Source organism: Buttiauxella agrestis (genome assembly GCF_900446255.1).
Taxonomy (GTDB): Bacteria; Pseudomonadota; Gammaproteobacteria; order Enterobacterales; family Enterobacteriaceae; genus Buttiauxella; species Buttiauxella agrestis.
The window spans coordinates 146627-165580 of record NZ_UIGI01000001.1 but is presented as its reverse complement, the minus strand read 5'-3'; the positions used below and the strand labels follow the sequence as shown (position 1 = coordinate 165580).

17 protein-coding genes are annotated in these 18954 nt (G+C 54.0%); 13 read left to right on the top strand and 4 right to left on the bottom strand.

The window, feature by feature from the left end; all coding sequences use genetic code 11:
* The first annotated feature begins 3 nt into the window (after nt 1-3).
* From DY231_RS00770 to hycI, 8 genes are read left to right on the top strand one after another with little or no spacing between them, the layout of a single operon-like run.
* Nucleotides 4-609, top strand: coding sequence for a 4Fe-4S dicluster domain-containing protein (locus DY231_RS00770; RefSeq protein ID WP_034499462.1), 606 nt, complete (start codon nt 4-6; stop codon nt 607-609).
* Complete coding sequence (hycC, locus tag DY231_RS00765) at nt 606-2414, top strand: formate hydrogenlyase subunit 3 (protein WP_115626927.1); 1809 nt, start codon at nt 606-608, stop codon at nt 2412-2414. The genes DY231_RS00770 and hycC overlap by 4 nt, the downstream gene beginning before the upstream one ends.
* Before the next feature lie 10 nt (nt 2415-2424).
* Complete coding sequence (locus DY231_RS00760; protein ID WP_115626926.1) at nt 2425-3351, top strand: respiratory chain complex I subunit 1 family protein; 927 nt, start codon at nt 2425-2427, stop codon at nt 3349-3351.
* A gap of 17 nt (nt 3352-3368) precedes the next feature.
* The gene (locus DY231_RS00755) at nt 3369-5078 is read left to right on the top strand and encodes a hydrogenase large subunit (RefSeq protein WP_034499468.1); all 1710 of its coding nucleotides are present in this window, start codon (nt 3369-3371) and stop codon (nt 5076-5078) included.
* Nucleotides 5079-5089: 11 nt separating this feature from the next.
* Nucleotides 5090-5635 (top strand): formate hydrogenlyase complex iron-sulfur subunit, encoded by a 546-nt coding sequence (locus tag DY231_RS00750; RefSeq protein WP_115626925.1) that lies wholly within the window; start codon nt 5090-5092, stop codon nt 5633-5635.
* A complete protein-coding gene (locus tag DY231_RS00745) occupies nt 5632-6396 on the top strand; it encodes an NADH-quinone oxidoreductase subunit B family protein (RefSeq protein ID WP_115626924.1) in 765 nt (254 codons plus the stop codon). The genes DY231_RS00750 and DY231_RS00745 overlap by 4 nt, the downstream gene beginning before the upstream one ends.
* Nucleotides 6396-6806 (top strand): formate hydrogenlyase maturation HycH family protein, encoded by a 411-nt coding sequence (locus DY231_RS00740; RefSeq protein ID WP_115626923.1) that lies wholly within the window; start codon nt 6396-6398, stop codon nt 6804-6806. The genes DY231_RS00745 and DY231_RS00740 overlap by 1 nt, the downstream gene beginning before the upstream one ends.
* A complete protein-coding gene (gene hycI / locus DY231_RS00735; protein WP_115626922.1) occupies nt 6799-7278 on the top strand; it encodes a hydrogenase maturation peptidase HycI in 480 nt (159 codons plus the stop codon). Before DY231_RS00740 ends, hycI begins: the two co-directional genes overlap by 8 nt.
* A gap of 63 nt (nt 7279-7341) precedes the next feature.
* On the opposite strand, the gene DY231_RS00730 is transcribed toward hycI, so the two are convergent.
* Both DY231_RS00730 and DY231_RS00725 read right to left on the bottom strand, forming a co-directional pair.
* Nucleotides 7342-7626 carry a helix-turn-helix domain-containing protein gene (locus DY231_RS00730; protein WP_034499474.1) on the bottom strand — a complete coding sequence of 95 codons (285 nt, stop codon included), beginning with the start codon at nt 7624-7626 and terminating at the stop codon, nt 7342-7344.
* Nucleotides 7623-7937: a type II toxin-antitoxin system RelE/ParE family toxin gene (locus tag DY231_RS00725; RefSeq protein ID WP_034499476.1), complete on the bottom strand. Its 315-nt coding sequence runs from the start codon at nt 7935-7937 to the stop codon at nt 7623-7625. The genes DY231_RS00730 and DY231_RS00725 overlap by 4 nt, the downstream gene beginning before the upstream one ends.
* Before the next feature lie 250 nt (nt 7938-8187).
* Between DY231_RS00725 and hydN the strand changes: the two genes are divergently transcribed.
* The 4 genes from hydN to DY231_RS00705 all read left to right on the top strand — a co-directional run bounded on the left by hydN (nt 8188) and on the right by DY231_RS00705 (nt 14246).
* Complete coding sequence (gene hydN / locus DY231_RS00720) at nt 8188-8733, top strand: electron transport protein HydN (protein WP_034499478.1); 546 nt, start codon at nt 8188-8190, stop codon at nt 8731-8733.
* Between the two features lie 35 nt (nt 8734-8768).
* On the top strand, nt 8769-10919 hold the full coding sequence (gene fdhF, locus DY231_RS00715) for a formate dehydrogenase subunit alpha (protein ID WP_115626921.1): 2151 nt from the start codon (nt 8769-8771) through the stop codon (nt 10917-10919).
* Nucleotides 10920-10999: 80 nt separating this feature from the next.
* Nucleotides 11000-13219, top strand: coding sequence for a carbamoyltransferase HypF (gene hypF, locus DY231_RS00710; protein WP_115626920.1), 2220 nt, complete (start codon nt 11000-11002; stop codon nt 13217-13219).
* 4 nt (nt 13220-13223) lie between these two features.
* On the top strand, nt 13224-14246 hold the full coding sequence (locus DY231_RS00705; RefSeq protein ID WP_034499624.1) for a HoxN/HupN/NixA family nickel/cobalt transporter: 1023 nt from the start codon (nt 13224-13226) through the stop codon (nt 14244-14246).
* Between the two features lie 44 nt (nt 14247-14290).
* Here the strand turns inward: DY231_RS00705 and avtA are convergent, their stop codons facing one another.
* A complete protein-coding gene (gene avtA, locus DY231_RS00700) occupies nt 14291-15544 on the bottom strand; it encodes a valine--pyruvate transaminase (RefSeq protein ID WP_115626919.1) in 1254 nt (417 codons plus the stop codon).
* A 203-nt stretch (nt 15545-15747) separates the two neighbouring features.
* The gene (locus DY231_RS00695) at nt 15748-17766 is read right to left on the bottom strand and encodes an alpha-amylase (protein WP_115626918.1); all 2019 of its coding nucleotides are present in this window, start codon (nt 17764-17766) and stop codon (nt 15748-15750) included.
* A 314-nt stretch (nt 17767-18080) separates the two neighbouring features.
* On the opposite strand from DY231_RS00695, the gene DY231_RS00690 reads away from it, so the two are divergent.
* Nucleotides 18081-18914 carry a protein bax gene (locus tag DY231_RS00690; protein ID WP_115626917.1) on the top strand — a complete coding sequence of 278 codons (834 nt, stop codon included), beginning with the start codon at nt 18081-18083 and terminating at the stop codon, nt 18912-18914.
* Nucleotides 18915-18954: the final 40 nt, after the last annotated feature.

Here is an 18954-nt window from a genome sequence, read left to right as displayed (position 1 = left end):
CTGGTGAATCGCTTTATAATCGCCGACTCCAAACTTTGCATGGGTTGCCATACCTGTGAGGCGGCCTGTTCTGAAACGCACCGCCTGCATGGATTGCAATCCATGCCACGCCTGAAAGTGATGCGCGACGCGAATGATTCCGCGCCGCAAATGTGCCACCAATGCGAAGATGCGCCTTGCGCGGGCGTTTGCCCCGCTAACGCCATTACCCGCGTCGATGGGGCTGTTCATCTGAATGAAAGCCTGTGCGTCAGTTGCAAACTGTGCGCCATCGCCTGCCCATTCGGTTCGATTGAATTCTCCGGCAGCCGTCCTATTCATATCCCGGCAAATGCCAACAGTCCGAAAGCACCGCCTGCTCCTCCCGCACCTGCTCGCGTCAGTTCGCTAATCGACTGGGTACCGGGCGTTCGTGCCATTGCGGTGAAATGCGACCTGTGCAGCTTCGATGAAGATGGTCCGGCGTGTGTTCGCACCTGCCCGACCAAAGCATTGCGCGTGGTTGATAACAACGACATTGCCCAATCAAGCAAACGTAAACGTGAACTGACTCTGGGCGCGACGCTTGGCGATCTCACCCTGTTTACCCAGCCTGAGGTGAAAAAATGAGTGCTTTTATCCTGATTCATTGGGCGCTGATGGGATTTGTGCTGAGCGCAGTTCTGGCAGGTATCACGGCATTTAATAAAACCCTGAGCGGAGTGATTGCGGGCCTGGGTGGCGCAATAAGTTCGGTTCTGGTGCTGATTGCCGGTTTCGATGCGTTAACCGGATTTACCGGTATGGCGCAAGTCTGGCAGCTGCATTTACAGCTCAACGCTTTTAATGGTGTGTGGCTGGTGACGCTGGCTCTGCCTGGCCTGTTCATCTCTTTGTTTAACATCGACTGGCATCGCCATCACGCTGTAAAAGCCAATGGCTTGCTGGTGAATCTGGTGATGGCGGCGGCGGTTGCGGCTGTGGTGGCTGATAATCTCGGCATGTTGGTAGTGCTGGCAGAAATCGTCGCGTTGAGCGGCTACTTCCTGACAGGCTGCCAGAAATCCGGGCAGCTTTGGTTTGCACTGGGCCGCCTCGGCACCGTGCTGCTGGCAATCGCATGCTGGATGCTGTGGAAACAGTACGGCACGTTGAGCTATGCCGAATTGCACCTGATAACCAACGGCGCACCGATTAGCTCCGTAGTCTGGCTGCTGGGTCTGGTGGGTTTTGGTTTGCTGGCAGGCATTATCCCGCTTCACGGCTGGGTGCCGCAGGCTCACGCCAACGCTTCTGCTCCGGCTGCGGCGCTGTTCTCCGCGGTGGTGCTGAAAATTGGCCTGTACGGCATCATGAGTTTCTCGCTCATCAGCAATGCAATGCCGTTGTGGTGGGGCATTCTGGTCGTCATTCTGGGGATGATTACTGCGTTTATCGGCGGCCTGTACGCGCTGATGGAGCACAACATCAACCGCCTGCTGGCTTATCACTCGCTGGAAAACATCGGCATTATTCTGCTTGGCCTCGGCGTTGGCCTGATGGGCCTGGCATTAAACGAATCTACGCTGGTTGCGCTGGGCATGATTGGTGGTTTGTATCACCTGTTCAACCATAGCGTGTTCAAAACCACGTTGTTCCTCGGCGCTGGCGCAGTCTGGTTCCGCACCGGTCATCGCGATATCGAAAAGCTGGGTGGGATTGGCAAGCGTATGCCGCTGATTTCTATTGCCATGCTGATCGGCCTGATGGCGATGGCGGCTCTGCCTCCGCTGAACGGTTTTGCTGGCGAATGGGTGATTTACCAGTCGTTCTTCCACCTCGGCACCTTGCCGCTGTTTATCACTCGCTTCTTAGGCCCGATGCTGGCTGTAGGCCTGGCGATTACCGGCGCGCTGGCGGTGATGTGTATGGCGAAAGTGTATGGCGTGACCTTCCTTGGCGCACCGCGTACCCCAGAGGCTGAAAACGCCACGTCCGCACCGTTCCTGATGAACCTGAGCGTGGCGGCACTCGCAGCATGTTGTGTGATTGCCGGTGTCGCAGCGCCATGGCTGATTCCGCTGTTGCAGAACGCCATTCCTCTGCCGCTGGAAACCGCAAACACCACCGTTTCACAACCGATGATCACCCTGCTGCTGATTGCCAGCCCACTGCTGCCATTCATTCTGATGGTGATTTTCCGTGGCGATCGTCTGCCAAACCGCTCGCGCGGCACGGCCTGGGTTTGTGGCTACGACCACGAACAAGCGATGGTGATTACTGCGGGTGGTTTTGCTCAACCAGTAAAAGCGGCGTTCGCGCCACTGCTGAAACTGCGCAAAACCCTGAACCCGGTGAAGTGGGTGCCTGGCTGGCAGTGTGATTGCCTTGCCGGTACGTTCCGTCGCCTGGCAATGATCGAACTGGCCGTGTTGCTGGTTGCGGTTTGCGCTTAAGGAGCCTGAGATGAATACCATTTTCTTTTCGTTGATTCAGGCGCTGGTGTTATTTGCCGTCGCGCCACTGTTGTCCGGTATTACCCGCGTGACTCGCGCCCGCATGCACAACCGCCGTGGGCCTGGCGTGATGCAGGAATATCGTGACCTGTTCAAATTATTCAGCCGCCAGAGCGTGGCACCAGCCGCATCCGGCTGGGTGTTCCGCCTGATGCCGTTTGTGATGGTTGGCGTGATGCTGACGATTGCCACCGCACTGCCGGTGGTGACGCTGTATTCACCGCTGCCGTCGCTGGGCGATTTGATAACGCTCATCTATCTGTTCGCCATCGCCCGTTTCTTCTTTGCGATTGCAGGTCTCGACACCGGTAGCCCGTTTACCGGCATCGGTGCCAGCCGTGAAGCGATGCTCGGCGTGCTGGTTGAGCCCATCCTGATTCTGGGACTGTGGGTTGCCGCGCAAGTGGCAGGTAGCACGCACATCAGCAATATCGCTTCCACCATTTATCACTGGCCGACCGCGCAAAGCTTAACGCTGATTCTGGCGCTCGCCGCCTGCGCCTTCGCCACATTTATCGAAATGGGCAAACTGCCGTTTGACCTCGCAGAAGCCGAGCAAGAGTTGCAGGAAGGCCCATTGACCGAATACAGCGGTGCGGGTTTTGCAGTGCTGAAATGGGGTATTTCCCTCAAGCAATTGGTTGTGCTGCAAATGTTCGTCGGCGTGTTCCTGCCATGGGGCCAGATGAGCGAATTTAGCTGGGGCGGCCTTGTCATCGCGCTGGTTCTGGCAGCCGTCAAGCTGGTGCTTGGCGTGCTGATTATCGCGCTGTTCGAAAACAGCATGGCGCGTTTACGCATGCTGGAAACCTCGCGCATTACCTGGGCCGGTTTTGGCTTTGCCTTTTTAGCCTTCGTCTCCTTGCTGGCGGCGTGATTTAAGAGAATTTATCTATGTCTGAAGAAAAGATTGGCCAACATTATCTCGCGGCGCTGCATAAGCAATTTCCTCATGCGGTGATCGACGAAGCGTGGCAGACCAAAGACCAAATCACCGTCACCGTGAAGCTCAATATGCTGCCAGAAGTGGTGGAGTGGCTTTACTACCAACAGGGCGGCTGGTTATCCGTGCTGTTCGGTAACGATGAGCGCCAACTGTGCGGCAACTATGCGGTGTATTACGTGCTTTCGATGGAAAGCGGCGTGAAATGCTGGATTACCGTGCGCGTAGAAGTTGACGCCGACAAACCGGAATTCCCGTCCGTTACGCCACGCGTGCCTGCTGCGGTTTGGGGCGAGCGCGAAGTGCGTGATATGTACGGCCTGCAACCTGTAGGTTTGCCGGATGAGCGCCGTTTAGTGCTGCCAGATGATTGGCCAGATGACCTGTATCCACTGCGTAAAGACAGTATGGATTACCGTCAGCGCCCTGCCCCAACCAGCGATCAGGAAACTTACGAGTTCATCAACGAACTGGGCAGCAAAAAGAACAACGTGGTGCCGATTGGCCCACTGCACGTAACCAGCGATGAACCCGGCCACTTCCGCCTGTTCGTTGATGGCGAAAACATTATCGACGCCGATTACCGCCTGTTCTACGTCCACCGTGGCATGGAAAAACTGGCCGAAACCCGCATGGGCTACAACGAAGTCACCTTCTTGTCTGACCGTGTTTGCGGTATTTGCGGCTTCGCCCACTCCACCGCATATACCACGTCGGTAGAAAATGCGATGGGTATCGTGGTGCCAGAACGCGCCCAGATGATCCGCGCCATCTTGCTGGAAGTTGAACGTCTGCACAGCCACCTGCTGAACCTCGGCCTGGCTTGCCACTTTGTTGGCTTCGACTCAGGCTTTATGCAGTTCTTCCGCGTGCGTGAGATGTCGATGAAAATGGCAGAAATCCTCACCGGGGCGCGTAAAACTTACGGCCTGAACCTGATCGGCGGGATTCGTCGCGATCTGTTGAAAGACGACATGATCCAGACGCGCCAGCTCGCCCAGCAGATGCGCCGCGAAGTGAAAGATCTGGTCGATATCCTGATGAGCACGCCAAACATCGAACAGCGTACCGTCGGCATTGGCCGCCTGGACCCGCAAATCGCCCGCGATTTCAGTAACGTCGGTCCAATGGTTCGCGCCAGCGGTCACGCCCGTGACACTCGTGCCGATCACCCGTTTGTCGGTTACGGTTTGCTGCCGATGGAAGTTCACAGCGAAACTGGCTGCGATGTGCTGTCGCGCCTGAAAGTGCGTATCAACGAGGTTTATACCGCGCTGAATATGATTGATTTCGGCCTCGATAACTTGCCTGGCGGCCCGCTGGCAGTCGACGGTTTCACCTATATTCCAAACCGTTTCGCGCTTGGTTTCTCTGAAGCTCCACGCGGCGATGATATTCACTGGTCGATGACTGGCGATAACCAGAAGCTGTACCGCTGGCGTTGCCGCGCGGCGACGTATGCCAACTGGCCGACACTGCGTTACATGCTGCGTGGCAATACCGTTTCTGATGCGCCTTTGATCATCGGCAGCCTGGACCCTTGCTACTCCTGTACCGACCGCATGACGGTGGTCGATGTGCGTAAGCGCAAGACCAAAGTGGTGCCGTACAAAGAGCTTGAGCGTTACAGCATTGAACGCACCAATTCGCCGCTGAAATAGACGGAGTCACCATGTTTAACTTCATCAAGAAAGCCATTAAAGGCGGCGTGGCCACCGAGTCGTACCCGCTTCAACCGATCGCCGTGGATCCGAATTTTCGTGGCAAACCGGAGCACAACCCGCAGCAATGCATCGGTTGTGCGGCATGCGTTAATGCGTGCCCATCCAACGCGCTGACGGTGGAAACCGATCTGGTGGCGGGGCAACTGGCGTGGACCTTCAACCTGGGGCGCTGCATTTTCTGCGCGCGCTGCGAAGAAGTCTGCCCAACGGCGGCCATTAAGCTTTCTCAGCAATACGAATTGGCCGTGTGGAACAAAGCCGATTTCCTGCAACAGGCGCGTTTTGACCTGTGCAATTGCCGTCAGTGCCACAAACCTTTTGCGGTACAAAAAGAGATTGATTACGCCATTGCGCTGCTTGAGCACAACGGCGACAAACTTGCCGAAGCGCACCGCACCTCGTTTGAAACCTGTCCGGAATGCAAACGCCAGCAAAGCCTGGTGTCTTCCGACCAAATCGACCTTAGCCGCCAGATAAGAGAGGTGCGCTCATGAGTATGTTACTCGGCCCACGCGACGACAACGGCATGCCAGTGCCGATGACGGTGGATGAATCCATCGCCGCGATGAAAACGTCGTTGCTGAAAAAGATTAAACGTTCCGCCTATGTTTATCGTGTTGACTGCGGTGGCTGTAACGGTTGCGAAATCGAAATTTTCGCCACCCTTTCACCGCTTTTCGATGCAGAACGCTTCGGTATCAAAGTGGTTCCGTCGCCACGTCATGCGGATATTTTACTGTTTACCGGCGCTGTGACTCGCGCCATGCGTTCCCCCGCGCTGCGCGCATGGGAATCAGCGCCGGACCCAAAAATTTGTATTTCCTACGGCGCATGCGGCAACAGCGGCGGCATCTTCCACGACCTGTATTGCGTCTGGGGCGGCACCGATAAAATCGTTCCGGTCGATGTGTACATTCCTGGCTGCCCGCCAACGCCTGCGGCAACGCTGTACGGTTTTGCGATGGCGCTGGGTCTGCTGGAGCAGAAAATCCATGCCCGTGAAGCCAGCGAAATGGATGCTCAACCGGCGCAGATTCTGCACCCGGATATGGTTCAGCCATTGCGTGTGCGAATTGATCGCGAAGCGCGTCGCCTGGCGGGTTATCGCTATGGCCGCCAGATTGCCGACAGCTACATGGAAAACCTGACCGCCGGTGGCGGCAGTGTTCAGCAATGGCTGGCACACGAGAACGATCCGCGTCTGACGGAGATCGTTAGCAATCTGGAAGCACTGGTGAAGCAGGAGCGCGTGTAATGAGCGAGTCGGTGGTGTTTTGCCAGCTTAGCCGTAAGTTTGTCGATGAAAACGACAACACACCGAGTGATGCGCAACAGGTGGTTTATTACAGCCTGGCAATCGGCCACCATCTCGGCGTTATCGACTGCCTGAAAGAGAACCTGGTTTGCTCGTATGAGCCTTACAAAGCGTGGATTGCCACGCTTGAAGAAGGCAGCGAAGCACGGCGCAAAATGGAAGGTGTGCCGCGTTACGGTGAAATCGTTATCGACCAGAGCCATGTGGTTTTACTGGCAAAAGCGTTTGATGCCGCCAAACCGACGCAAACCGAGCAGCAGCAAGAATGGAGCCAGGAACTGCTCGACATGCTGCAAGCCATTCAACAAGAACCCGCTATCTATTTGATGGTTCGGAGGCGTTATGACTAACAGAAACGTACTATTGTGCGTCGGCAACACCATGATGGGTGACGATGGCGCAGGCCCGCTACTTGCCGAGAAATGCCAGGCCGCCCCACAAGGCGACTGGGTGGTTATCGACGGCGGCACCGCCCCTGAAAACGATGTGGTCGCGATTCGTGAATTGCGCCCGGATAGATTGCTGCTGGTCGATGCGACGGATATGGGCCTGAACCCTGGCGAAATCCGTATCATCGACCCGGACGATATCGCCGAAATGTTTATGATGACCACCCACAACATGCCACTCAACTACCTGATTGATCAGTTGAAAGAAGATGTTGGCGAGGTGATTTTCTTAGGTATTCAGCCCGATATCGTCGGCTTCTACTACCCGATGACCGACGCGGTAAAAGCGGCAGTTGAGACGGTATATCAAAGCCTGGCTGGTTGGGAAGGAAAAGGCGGTTTCGCGGATTTGGAAGCGCCAGAGTTCGAGTAACCGTTGCCGGATGACGCTGCGCTTACCCGGCCTGGGGGTCTGGCGTCATCCGACAAGCTGGTATCAGACGTAATGAATATCCAGTGAAATCCTTGCCCCACAGGCCGCGGCATAGCGTTCAAGCATTTTGACACTGGCACTAAGCGGATTTTTCTCAAGACGGCTAATACCTGACGAGTTTGTTCCAAGCTTATTTGCCAGCTCTGTTTTCGTCAGCCCGGCGCGTTCACGCATCTCGTATAACGCCTGAATGAGCGCGAGTTCCCTATCCGCTTCATGGTAAGCCTGCACAGATTCATCATCACTGAGCATTTTCGTTTTCAGTGCATCAAGACAGACGGGTTTCACTTCATAAACTCCTTCAACCTTATACGTGCAATTTCAATGGCGTTAACCGGCGTTTTGAGCGTCTTTTTAGTAAAAGCATGCAGGATATAAATGGTTTGCCCGTAGCTAAAAGCATAGACCGCGCGAGCAATATCTTTATCACCCACTCGCAGTTCAAAAAGCCCGTTACCCAGCACCCGGCTATGAGGCATTCGCAGTTGATTTCCTTCGGATTCGAGTCGTTCAATTAAGCGAAACATTCGGCCTCGCAATTGCGAGGGTAAAGCCACGAGTTCTTCGGCTGCCGCTTCATGCGTCAATATTGTATACATTCTAACCCCTCCGTCCCTTGAAACATAACAAGAGAGGAAACTTTCCCTGAGTCATTTTTTGTTTCACGTGCAGAGATTGCGAGGCGCTTTCCAGAACCTCTCTGTCATCTGCCCAAATGACATCGTCAAATGTGTCGATGTCACTGTCATCCCTTCCCCGATCAATGCACAACCCCTTGAATCACGCTAGTTTCAAAGTTGGCACACTTTATGTATGTCTATCGCCGACTTATAAAAACAGGAGTCTCTGATGAACCGCTTCATCATTGCTGATTCGAGCAAATGTATTGGCTGTCGCACTTGCGAAGTGGCCTGTGTCGTGTCCCACCAGGAAGCGCAGGATTGCGCGGCATTAACACCGCAAACTTTCCTGCCACGTATTCACGTGATTAAAGGCGTGAATGTTTCTACCGCGACGATGTGCCGTCAGTGCGAAGACGCACCGTGTGCCAACGTCTGCCCTAACGGCGCTATCAGCCGCGAGCATGGATTTGTGAATGTGATGCAAGAACGCTGCATCGGCTGCAAAACTTGTGTGGTTGCTTGCCCGTACGGCGCAATGGAAGTGGTTGTTCGTCCGGTTGTGCGCAACAGCGGCGCGGGTCTTAACGTGATGGCTGAAAAAGCCGAAGCGAATAAATGCGACCTTTGCCACACCCGCGCATCAGGCCCGGCCTGTATGGAAGCCTGCCCAACTAACGCCATTATCTGCGTTGATCGCAACAAACTTGAACAAATGAGTGCCGAAAAACGCCGTCGTGCTGCGTTTGATGCCACTTCATCTTTGATTTTCTAATTCCACTGAATTCACTTTTAACAGGTCTGTTACTGATGAAAAAAATTACCAGCGTCTGCCCTTATTGTGGCGCAGGCTGCAAACTGAAACTGGTTGTTGAGAAGAACAAAATTATCCGTGCTGAAGCGGCTGATGGCGTGACTAACCAAAATGAACTCTGCCTGAAAGGTTACTACGGCTGGGATTTTCTCAATGACACTAAGCTGCTCACACCGCGTCTGACGCAGCCGATGATTCGTTACGAAAAAGGCGGAAAACTTCAGCCAGTAAGCTGGGAAGAAGCCATTAGCTATACCGCGAAACGCCTGAAAGCGATTAAAGAACAATATGGCCCGCGCTCAATTATGACCACGGGTTCTTCGCGCGGTACGGGTAACGAAACCAACTATGTGATGCAGAAGTTTGCACGCGGCGTGCTGCATACCAACAACGTCGACTGCTGTGCGCGTGTTTGCCACGGGCCGTCGGTTGCGGGTTTGCAGGTGACGCTGGGAAATGGTGCGATGAGTAACTCCATCGGCGATATCGAAAATTCAAAATGTCTGTTGGTGTTCGGCTATAACTGCGCCGATTCGCACCCGATTGTGGCGCGTCGCGTCATTAAAGCGAAAGAAAACGGCGCAAAAATCATTGTTTGCGATCCACGTCGCATCGAAACCGCACGCATTGCCGATCAACATTTACAGCTGAAAAACGGCTGCAATATGGCGCTGGTGAATGCGTTTGGCTACGTGCTGCTCGAAGAGAATCTCTACGATACACAGTACGTTGCGAAATTCGCCGAAGGTCTGGATGCTTACCGCGAGGTGGTAAAAGGCTACGCGCCAGAAGACGTTGAGCACCTGACCGGCGTGCCTGCGCATCAAGTGCGCCAGGCGATGCGCACATTTGCCGCAGCCCCTTCCGCCACCATTATGTGGGGCATGGGCGTGACTCAGTTTGGCCAGGCGGTAGATGTCGTCAAAGGGCTTTCAAGCCTTGCGCTGCTGACCGGCAACCTGGGCCGCGAAAACGTCGGTGTTGGCCCGGTACGCGGGCAAAACAACGTGCAGGGCGCGTGCGATATGGGCGTGCTGCCAAACCAGTTCCCGGGTTATCAGGATGTCGTTGACCCGCAAGTGCGTGCCAAATTCGCCAAAGCATGGGGCATCAACGTTGATGATATGGACGACAAAGTCGGCGTGCGTATTACCGAAGTGCCGCATATGGCGATTCACGGCGAGATGAAAGCGTACTACATCATGGGTGAAGATCCGTTGCAGACCGAAGCCGATCTCGGCCTGGTGCGCAAAGGTTTTGAAGCGCTCGATTTTGTGGTGGTGCAAGACATCTTCATGACCAAAACGGCAGAAGTTGCCGACGTTATTTTGCCAGCGACTTCCTGGGGCGAACACGGCGGCGTATTTACCTGCGCCGACCGCGGTTTCCAGCGTTTTGAAAAGGCCATCGAGCCGAAATACAACGTCAAACGTGACTGGGAAATTATCAGCCTGCTCGCCACCGAGATGGGCTACCCGATGCACTATGACAATAACCAGCAAATCTGGGATGAACTGCGCGAGCTTTGCCCGCTGTTCTACGGCGTCACCTGGGAAAAAATGGGTGATATGGGTCACGTGCAATGGCCGTGCCCAACGCTTGATCATCCAGGAACGCCTTATCTCTACAAAGACAGCAAGTTCGATACCCCAACCGGTAAAGGCCAGCTCTTTGCTGCCGAGTGGCGTGCGCCTGCTGAAGTGCCGGATGCCGAATATCCGCTGGTGCTGTGCACCGTGCGTGAAGTCGGCCACTACTCTTGTCGTTCGATGACCGGCAACTGTGCGGCGCTGCAAACCCTGGCCGACGAACCTGGATTTGTGCAAATCAACCCGACGGATGCCGAGCTGCTCAACATCAAAGATAAGCAACTGGTGTGGGTGAGTTCGCGCCGTGGCAAAGTCATTAGCCGTGCGGAAGTGAACGAGCGCATTAACCTCGGCTCGGTTTACATGACGTATCAATGGTGGATTGGCGCGTGTAACGAACTGACGCAAGACAACCTCGACCCGATTTCCAAAACACCGGAAACCAAGTTTTGCGCGGTGAACGTCAGCCAGATTGCCGACCAGCAATGGGCGGAAAATTATGCCCAGACCACCTATAGCGATATGAAAGCGCGTTTGCGCCAGGCTGTAGAGGTTTAAAAAAATGGTGGATGGCGCTTCGCTTATCCACCCTACCAGTTTCTTAAAATTGGGTACCAATTGTGAATCTTAACGGCGTGATGCTACGCATTCGCGGCAAAGTACAGGGCGTTGGCTTCCGGCCATTCGTCTGGCAACTGGCGCAAAAACTCAACCTGACCGGCGACGTCTGCAATGACGGCGCGGGCGTGTTGGTGCGCCTGGTGTCTATGCCCGATGCGTTCATCAGCAAGCTTCACGCACATTGCCCACCGCTGGCTCGGATTGATAGCGTCGAGCAAACCCTGATGCAGTGGGAAACGCCACCGCAGGATTTCACCATTCGCCACAGTGCAGGCAGCACGATGAACACGCAAATCGTTCCCGATGCAGCGACCTGCCCGGATTGCCTGCGCGAAATGAACGACCCCGCCGACCGTCGCTACCGCTATCCGTTTATCAATTGCACCCATTGCGGCCCAAGATTCACGATTATTAAAGCGATGCCATACGACCGCCCCAACACGGTAATGGCAGCATTTCCGCTGTGCCCGGCGTGTGAAAGCGAGTATCGCAATCCCATGGACAGGCGCTTCCACGCCCAACCAGTGGCCTGTCCGGAATGCGGGCCGCAAATCGAATGGCTTTGTGGCGAGCAAAAACTTGAGCGCGAAAATGCGTTACAGGCCGCCATTACGGCATTAAAAGACGGGAAAATCGTTGCGATTAAAGGGCTGGGTGGTTTCCACCTGACGGTTGATGCGCGTAACGACGCCGCTGTTTCCCGCTTACGCGCCCGCAAACATCGCCCGACAAAACCGCTGGCGGTGATGCTTTCAGATTCACAAAGTTTACCTGCCGAGGTCGTCGCACGGCTTGAAACGCCAGCAGCACCGATTGTGTTAATGGCGAAATCCGTATTGCACGGGCTAAGCGAGTTCATCGCCCCGCATTTAAGCGAAGTGGGCGTGATGCTGCCCGCCAACCCGCTACAACACCTGCTGTTACAGGATTTCGGCGGCCCGCTGGTGATGACTTCCGGCAATCTGAATGGCAAACCGCCTGCAATCACTCATCAGCAAGCCCTCGAAGAACTGGCGGATATCGCTGACGGCTGGCTGCTGCACAACCGCGATATCGTGCAGCGCATGGATGATTCGGTGGTACGTGCTGATGGCGAAGTGCTGCGCCGTGCACGTGGGTTTGTGCCGGATGCGCTGCCCTTGCCGCCAGGTTTTGACGCGCTGCCACCCATTTTTGCGACCGGTTCCGACCTGAAAAACACCTTCTGTTTACTCCGTGGCAACCAGGCGGTACTCAGCCAGCATTTAGGCGATCTGGCCGAAGATGGCGTGGAGCCGCAGTGGCAAAAAGCGCGTGAGTTGATGTTTGACGCGTGGGATTTCACGCCAGAGCACGTCGCGGTGGATGCGCATCCCGGCTACCACAGTTCGCGCCTTGGGCATGCAATGGGGCTACCGATGAGCAAAGTTTTACATCATCACGCTCACGCTGTGGCATGTCTGGCAGAGCACGCCTGGCCACTGGACGGTGGCGATGTGATTGCGCTCACCCTTGATGGTATTGGTTATGGCGAGAACGACCAGCTTTGGGGCGGTGAGTGCTTACGCGTTAATTATCGCGATTGCGAGCATCTCGGCGGCTTACCGGCAGTAGCGCTGCCCGGTGGCGACCTCGCCGCTCGCCAACCGTGGCGTAACCTGCTCGCCCATTGCGAGGCGTTTGTACCGCACTGGCAACAGCACCCGGAAACCGCTGTGGTGAGGTCGCAAAACTGGTCATTGCTGGCGACGGCCATCACGCGTGGCATTAACGCACCGCTCGCTTCGTCCACTGGCCGTTTGTTCGATGCCGCCGCAGCAGCATTAAACTGCGCTCCGCTGCAACTAAGCTATGAAGGCGAAGCCGCTTGCCGCTTTGAAGCGCTGGCATCGCAAAGTAGTCAATGTTCCCATCCCGTCACTTTGCCCATTATCGACGGCAAACTGGATCTGGCGACCTTCTGGCAACAGTGGTTGAACTGGCACGACTGCGCTGCCGCTCGCGCCTGGGCATTTCATGACGCCCTGGCGAAAGGCTTTGCCGATTTGGCACGCACTCATGCGCAAAGGCTCTCGATTCACACCATCGCATTCAGCGGTGGTGTACTGCATAACCGACTGATGCGCGAACGATTTTCGTATCATCTCGCAGATTTCAATCTGCTCTTCCCGACACTGTTACCGGCCGGTGACGGTGCACTAGCATTGGGCCAGGCTCTGGTTGCCGCTGCCCATTTCACCCTTCCTTCACAAGGATAAAATGATGTTATTGCGTGTTCTTCGTGACAATCCACGCGCCGCTGTTTTGCTCGTGGTGTTAGTCGCCGCCAACCTGGCCGCCTGGGCCTGGGCGCTGGTTTCGTTTCACCATAGCACCGCGCTGATGGCCGCGAGTTTGCTGGCCTGGTGCTACGGATTACGCCATGCGGTCGACGCCGACCATATTGCGGCGATTGATAACGTGACGCGCAAGATGATGCAGCAAGGGAAACGCCCGTTCGGTATCGGCGCCTGGTTCTCCCTCGGCCATTCCAGCATTGTGGTGCTGGCTTCCATCGCGATTGCTGCCACAGCGGCGGCATTTCAAAGTGATATGGACTGGTTCCATGATGTCGGCGGCGTGATTGGTACGGCAGTGTCGGCGTGCTTCTTACTGGCAATGGCGCTGGTGAATCTGGTGATTTTACGCGGCGTGTGGCGCAACTTCCGCCAGCTAAAGCGTGGCGAAGCGCTGTCTGCTGAAGCCACTGATTTCAACGGCGGCGGCATGATGAGCTGGCTGTTCCGTTCCACGTTTAAGCTGATCAACAAAAGCTGGCATATGTATCTGGTCGGTTTTTTGTTTGGTTTAGGGTTTGATACTGCGACAGAAATTGGCGTACTCGGCATTTCTGCTGCCAGCGCATCCAGCGGCATGTCGATATGGTCGATTCTGGTGTTCCCGGCGCTGTTTGCCAGCGGGATGGCGCTGATTGATACGCTCGACAATATGATTATGGTTGGCGCGTATGGTTGGGCGTTCAACAAACCGCAGCGCAAACTTTATTACAACATGACGATCACCGGCACCTCGGTTGTGGTCGCGCTGTTCATTGGCGGCATGGAAGCATTAGGGCTGTTGGCCGATAAATTCGATTTGCATAACGGCATGTGGAAATGGGTTGATGCCCTGAATGAAAACCTCGGCAATGCAGGCTTTATCGTGGTTGGGCTGTTTATTGCCTGCTGGATTGTGTCGATGCTGAATTATCGTTGGAAGGGGTACGACTCTTTGGTGGTTCGCTAAATCAGACAAACCTTCTCCCTTTCCAGGGAGAAGGTTATTAGAATTTACTTCGCTTCAGCCCACGCGCGTTCAATCTCTTCGGCCAGAATTTTCACTCCTGCCTCGATTTTCTCCGGCTCCGGCACGTAATTCATACGCATACACTGATGCGTATGCGGCCACGGCTTATCAAGGCCTGGGAAGAAGTAATCCCCAGGAACCATCAAAACACCGCGTTTTTTCAGGCGCTGGTACAGCAACTCGGTCGAAATCGGCAAATCCTTAAACCACAACCAAAGGAAAATCGCCCCTTCTGGTTTGTGGATCAAGCAGCGTTCCGGTGACAAATAGCGGCGAATGGTCGCGATTGTGTCCTGAACACGCTGGTAATAAAACGGTTTGATCACGGTTTCAGACAGACGCAGCAAATCGTTACGCTTAATCATCTCGCACGCCATCGCCGGGCCGACACCGCCCGGTGCCAGGCTGATGATGCCGTTCATGTTACTGATAGCTGAGATGATTTTTTCATTGGCGATGATGATGCCGCAACGGCTGCCCGGCAGACCGAGTTTCGACAAGCTCATGCACAGAATGATATTTGGATTCCACAGCGGGCGCGCTTCGCTGAAAATAATGCCAGGGAATGGCACGCCATACGCGTTATCAATCACCAGCGGAATACCGTGCTGATTCGCCAGCGCATCAAGCTTAATCAGCTCTTCGTCGGTGATGACGTTGCCCGTCGGGTTGGTTGGGCGCGATACGCAAATCATCCCGGTATCCAGGCCGATATGCAGGTGCTCAAAGTCTACGTGATATTTAAACTGGCCTTCCGGCAGCAGTTCGATGTTCGGCCGCGTCGAGACAAACAGGTCTTCTTCAAGGCCGGAATCCGCGTAGCCAATATATTCAGGCGCCAGCGGGAACAGCACTTTTTTAGTGCTGCCATCGGCATAACGACCGGCGAAAAGGTTAAACAAGTAGAAAAACGCGCTCTGACTGCCATTTGTCAGTGCAATATTCTGCGGGGCAATATCCCAACCTAATTCTTTGCGCAGCATTTCCGCTAGCGCGTCAAGCAAGTCACTTTTCCCCTGCGGTCCGTCGTAATTGCACAGCGCATCGGTCATTTTCCCGTTTGCCAGCATATCTGCGAGCAACGCCTGGAAGTAGTCGTTCATTGCAGGGATTTGCGCAGGATTACCGCCACCGAGCATGATTGCTCCAGGTGTGCGTAGACCATCGTTGAGGTCCTCCATCAGGCGTGTGATGCCTGCATGGCGGGTAAATTTGTCGCCGAAAAGTGAAAACGTCATAACGTAGATCTGTCTTTGACCATCAAAAAGAGGCTAACCATAGCGCCGGATAAGACGCGGTGCAAACGCATTAAGATTAGTCTCTCGTGGTCAATATGCTGCCTGAAACTAACATCCCAGCATTTTATGTTGGATGACGCTGCGCTTATCCAGCCTACGGGGGAAGTTGTAGGGCGGATAAGCGCAGCGTCATCCGCCGTTATTTATGGGTTGCCTGCCCAAACCACCAGCACTTTGTCATCGCCGAATTCACGAGTAAAACCATACCCTTGCTTGATGTTTAATGTGTTCTGCTTACCCGCGCCAATGGCCGGATGACGGGCGCGGAACTGGCTGATTTTTTGCCAGTGGGAAAGTGTTGCAACGTTTTGCCCCCAATTCATGTCAGAACGCGTACCCTGAAGCGGGTCGGAACCGGTCAGGCCAAACGGACGCTCGGTTTCATCACCATAGAAAATCTGCACGGCTCCCGGTGCCAGCAGCAATAACTCAGCCGCCCGTTGCCCGCCTTCGCGGAACAGTCGGGTATCATGCGATGAAAGGTAGCTAAGAACGTTAAACTCCTGCAATTTAGTCGCCATTTGCTGCCAGGTGAGATCCATATCGGCCAGGCAATTGACGGCTTTCGCTGCTTGCTCCTGGTAATCAAAATTGATCATCGCGTCAAAGCCACTGCTGTAGTAGTCACTTTTCATCACGCCGTGGCCCCAGGATTCGCCGGTCATCCAGAACGGGGCATCATCCAGCTTTTTGTCCGGGTTGGCTTTCTTCCATTCGGCCAGGGCGGCAACCGACTGCTCTTTAAGCTGCTCCCAGCCAGCTTTTTCGACATGCTTCGCGGTGTCGACCCGGAAACCGTCGATGCCATAATCACGCACCCATTGACTGAGCCAATGAGTAAGATAATCGCGCACGGTAGCGTCGGCAATTTCTTTGGCGTGGGTATCAGGCTTATGGCGATAAAAAACAGGTAAACCGGCGGGTTGTGTCGATTCGGTTTTCAGGTCCGGCAGGAAGGCCAGGGACAGGGTTAAATCATCAAAACCCGGTGTGTCGTAATTACCGATATCCGTGCGAATCCAGTTTTTCCCCCACCAATTTTGCCATGCCGCTTTGTCACCAAAGTTGATGTAATCATTGAAGGAATGCCAGCTTTGACCGGGACCTGGTTTCCAGTCGGTCCAGTGTTTTCCGAGCGTTTTCGTCAGCTCGTCGCCTTTGAGGTACAGCGCGCCAAACTGATATTCCTGCATATCGGCAAGAGTCGCGTATCCGGTGTGGTTCATTACGACGTCGAACAAAATGCGCATCCCGCGTTTATGCGCTTCATCCACTAAGGTGCGTAATTCATCTTCGGTGCCCATATTGGCGTCGAGTTTTGTCCAGTCCATGGTGTAGTAACCGTGGTAGGCGTAATGCGGGAAATCGCCTTTTGTCCCGCCGCCGACCCAGCCATGGATTTGCTCGAGTGGCGAGCTAATCCATAACGCGTTAACGCCCAACTGCTGCAAATAATCGAGCTTGTGGGTTAAACCCGCCAGGTCGCCACCGTGAAAGGTGCCGATTTCTTGCATGCCATCTTTATGACGGCCATAGCTGTTGTCGTTTTTCGGGTTACCGTTTTCAAAACGGTCGGTCAGGACAAAATAGACGGTGGCGTTGTGCCAGCTAAAGGGGGCGGCCTTTGTGGTGGCGGTGGATTCCAGTAGCAGCAGGCCGTTGCTGTTCGCCGCAGGCATCAGGGTAATCTGGCCTTGCTTTACCGTGGCCGTAGCCCCGCTGTAAAAATCGCGCACTTCGCTACCTTCGGCGAAAGTTTTGCTGACACCGAGCGTGAGCGGTTGACCGTCCCATTTTGGGCACTGGCGCGTAACATCGACCGGAGCGGCTTGAGGTGTGCTATTAACGCTCAGGCTGAGCGTAGGCGTCCCGCTGCGCGTATCAATTTGCACCCGATACTCGCCTTCACGGAATAAGCGCCAGACCGGAGTCTCGCCCTCGCAGGGTTTTAGCGAAAGCGCCTGGTTCAACTTGATGGACTCGGCGGGCTGCCAACAGGCTTCCCCGAGTTTGAGACTGAGCGGCAACGCCCCCTTCGCAAGCTTTGCCTCGCTGACAAATAGCCCCGGATTTTGCTCTTTAAAAGCGGGTAAACCGGGCGCGACCCACGCTGCATGTACAAGGCCTGGGAACAGAAGAAATAACAGAGGTAATGTTTTCATAGGGTTGAGCCTGTGATTATCTTTTATCCAGTGTGGCACGGTTTTAATTAACTGAATTCCTCCCAAAAATGGATAATCGGGGATGAGTTAAAAGGGTGAGTGATGGCGTTATCAATTTACTGAAATATGAGATAACCATCGCATATCGCAATACTTTTTACCGTCATAAGAAGATCGTACGTGACTTCGTTTAGGAATCGGATTATTTCTTTTGGTGCTCTGAAGGTCTATTTTTGTTAGTATCTGCGTTCGCTTTATTCAAAACCTTTGACAATTAAGGCACTGGAAACGTAACGATCCGACCAGGAGATCTAATGATATCAACCCCAATCCGACGATTTGGGGCTGCGATACTTATGTTACTGACCTTCAGTTTTTCAACTGGGGTATTAGCAAGTAAACATGAGCCAAAATCGCATAAAGCCCAATTAACGACGACGAAAAGCACCACGACACACAGTAAGAAGCTGGCAAGTAGTAAAAAAGAGTATTCTCGCAATAGTGAAATAGCATCGCTCCCTGATTTGCGAAAATACCCTTCCGGAACACCTAGAAAAAAAGCGTTTCTCCGGACGGTCATGCCATATATTACAAGTCAAAATGCAGCGATCACGACTGACCGTAACTGGCTGGTTTCTAAGCAGTATGAGCAACGCTGGTCGCCGTCAGAGCGTACACGCCTGAAAGATATCACTAAGCGCTATAAAATCGCGTGGAACGGTAATACTAAGCGTGTGCCGTGGAATACGCTGATGGAAAAAGTCGACATCATTCCTACCAACATGGTGGCAACGATGGCCGCAGCCGAGAGTGGCTGGGGCACGTCTAAACTTGCGCGTAGTAATAACAATTTGTTTGGCATGAAGTGCAGCAAACGCCATTGCAACAGTGAACCAGGCAAAGTAAAAGGCTATTTGCATTACGATTCTGTTAAAGAAGGCGTTAACGCTTACGTAACAAATCTGAATACGCATCCGGCCTATAAATCTTTCCGTAAATCACGTGCTCAATTGCGTAAAGCGGATCAAGAAGTGACTGCCAGCAATATGATTCATAAGCTGAAAGGGTATTCCACACGCGGTAGTAGTTATAACAACTATCTATTTGCGATGTACCAATCCAATCAGCGTTTTATGGCACCGAACTAAATAATTAAAATAGATTGTTAATAATAAGTAATAATTCACG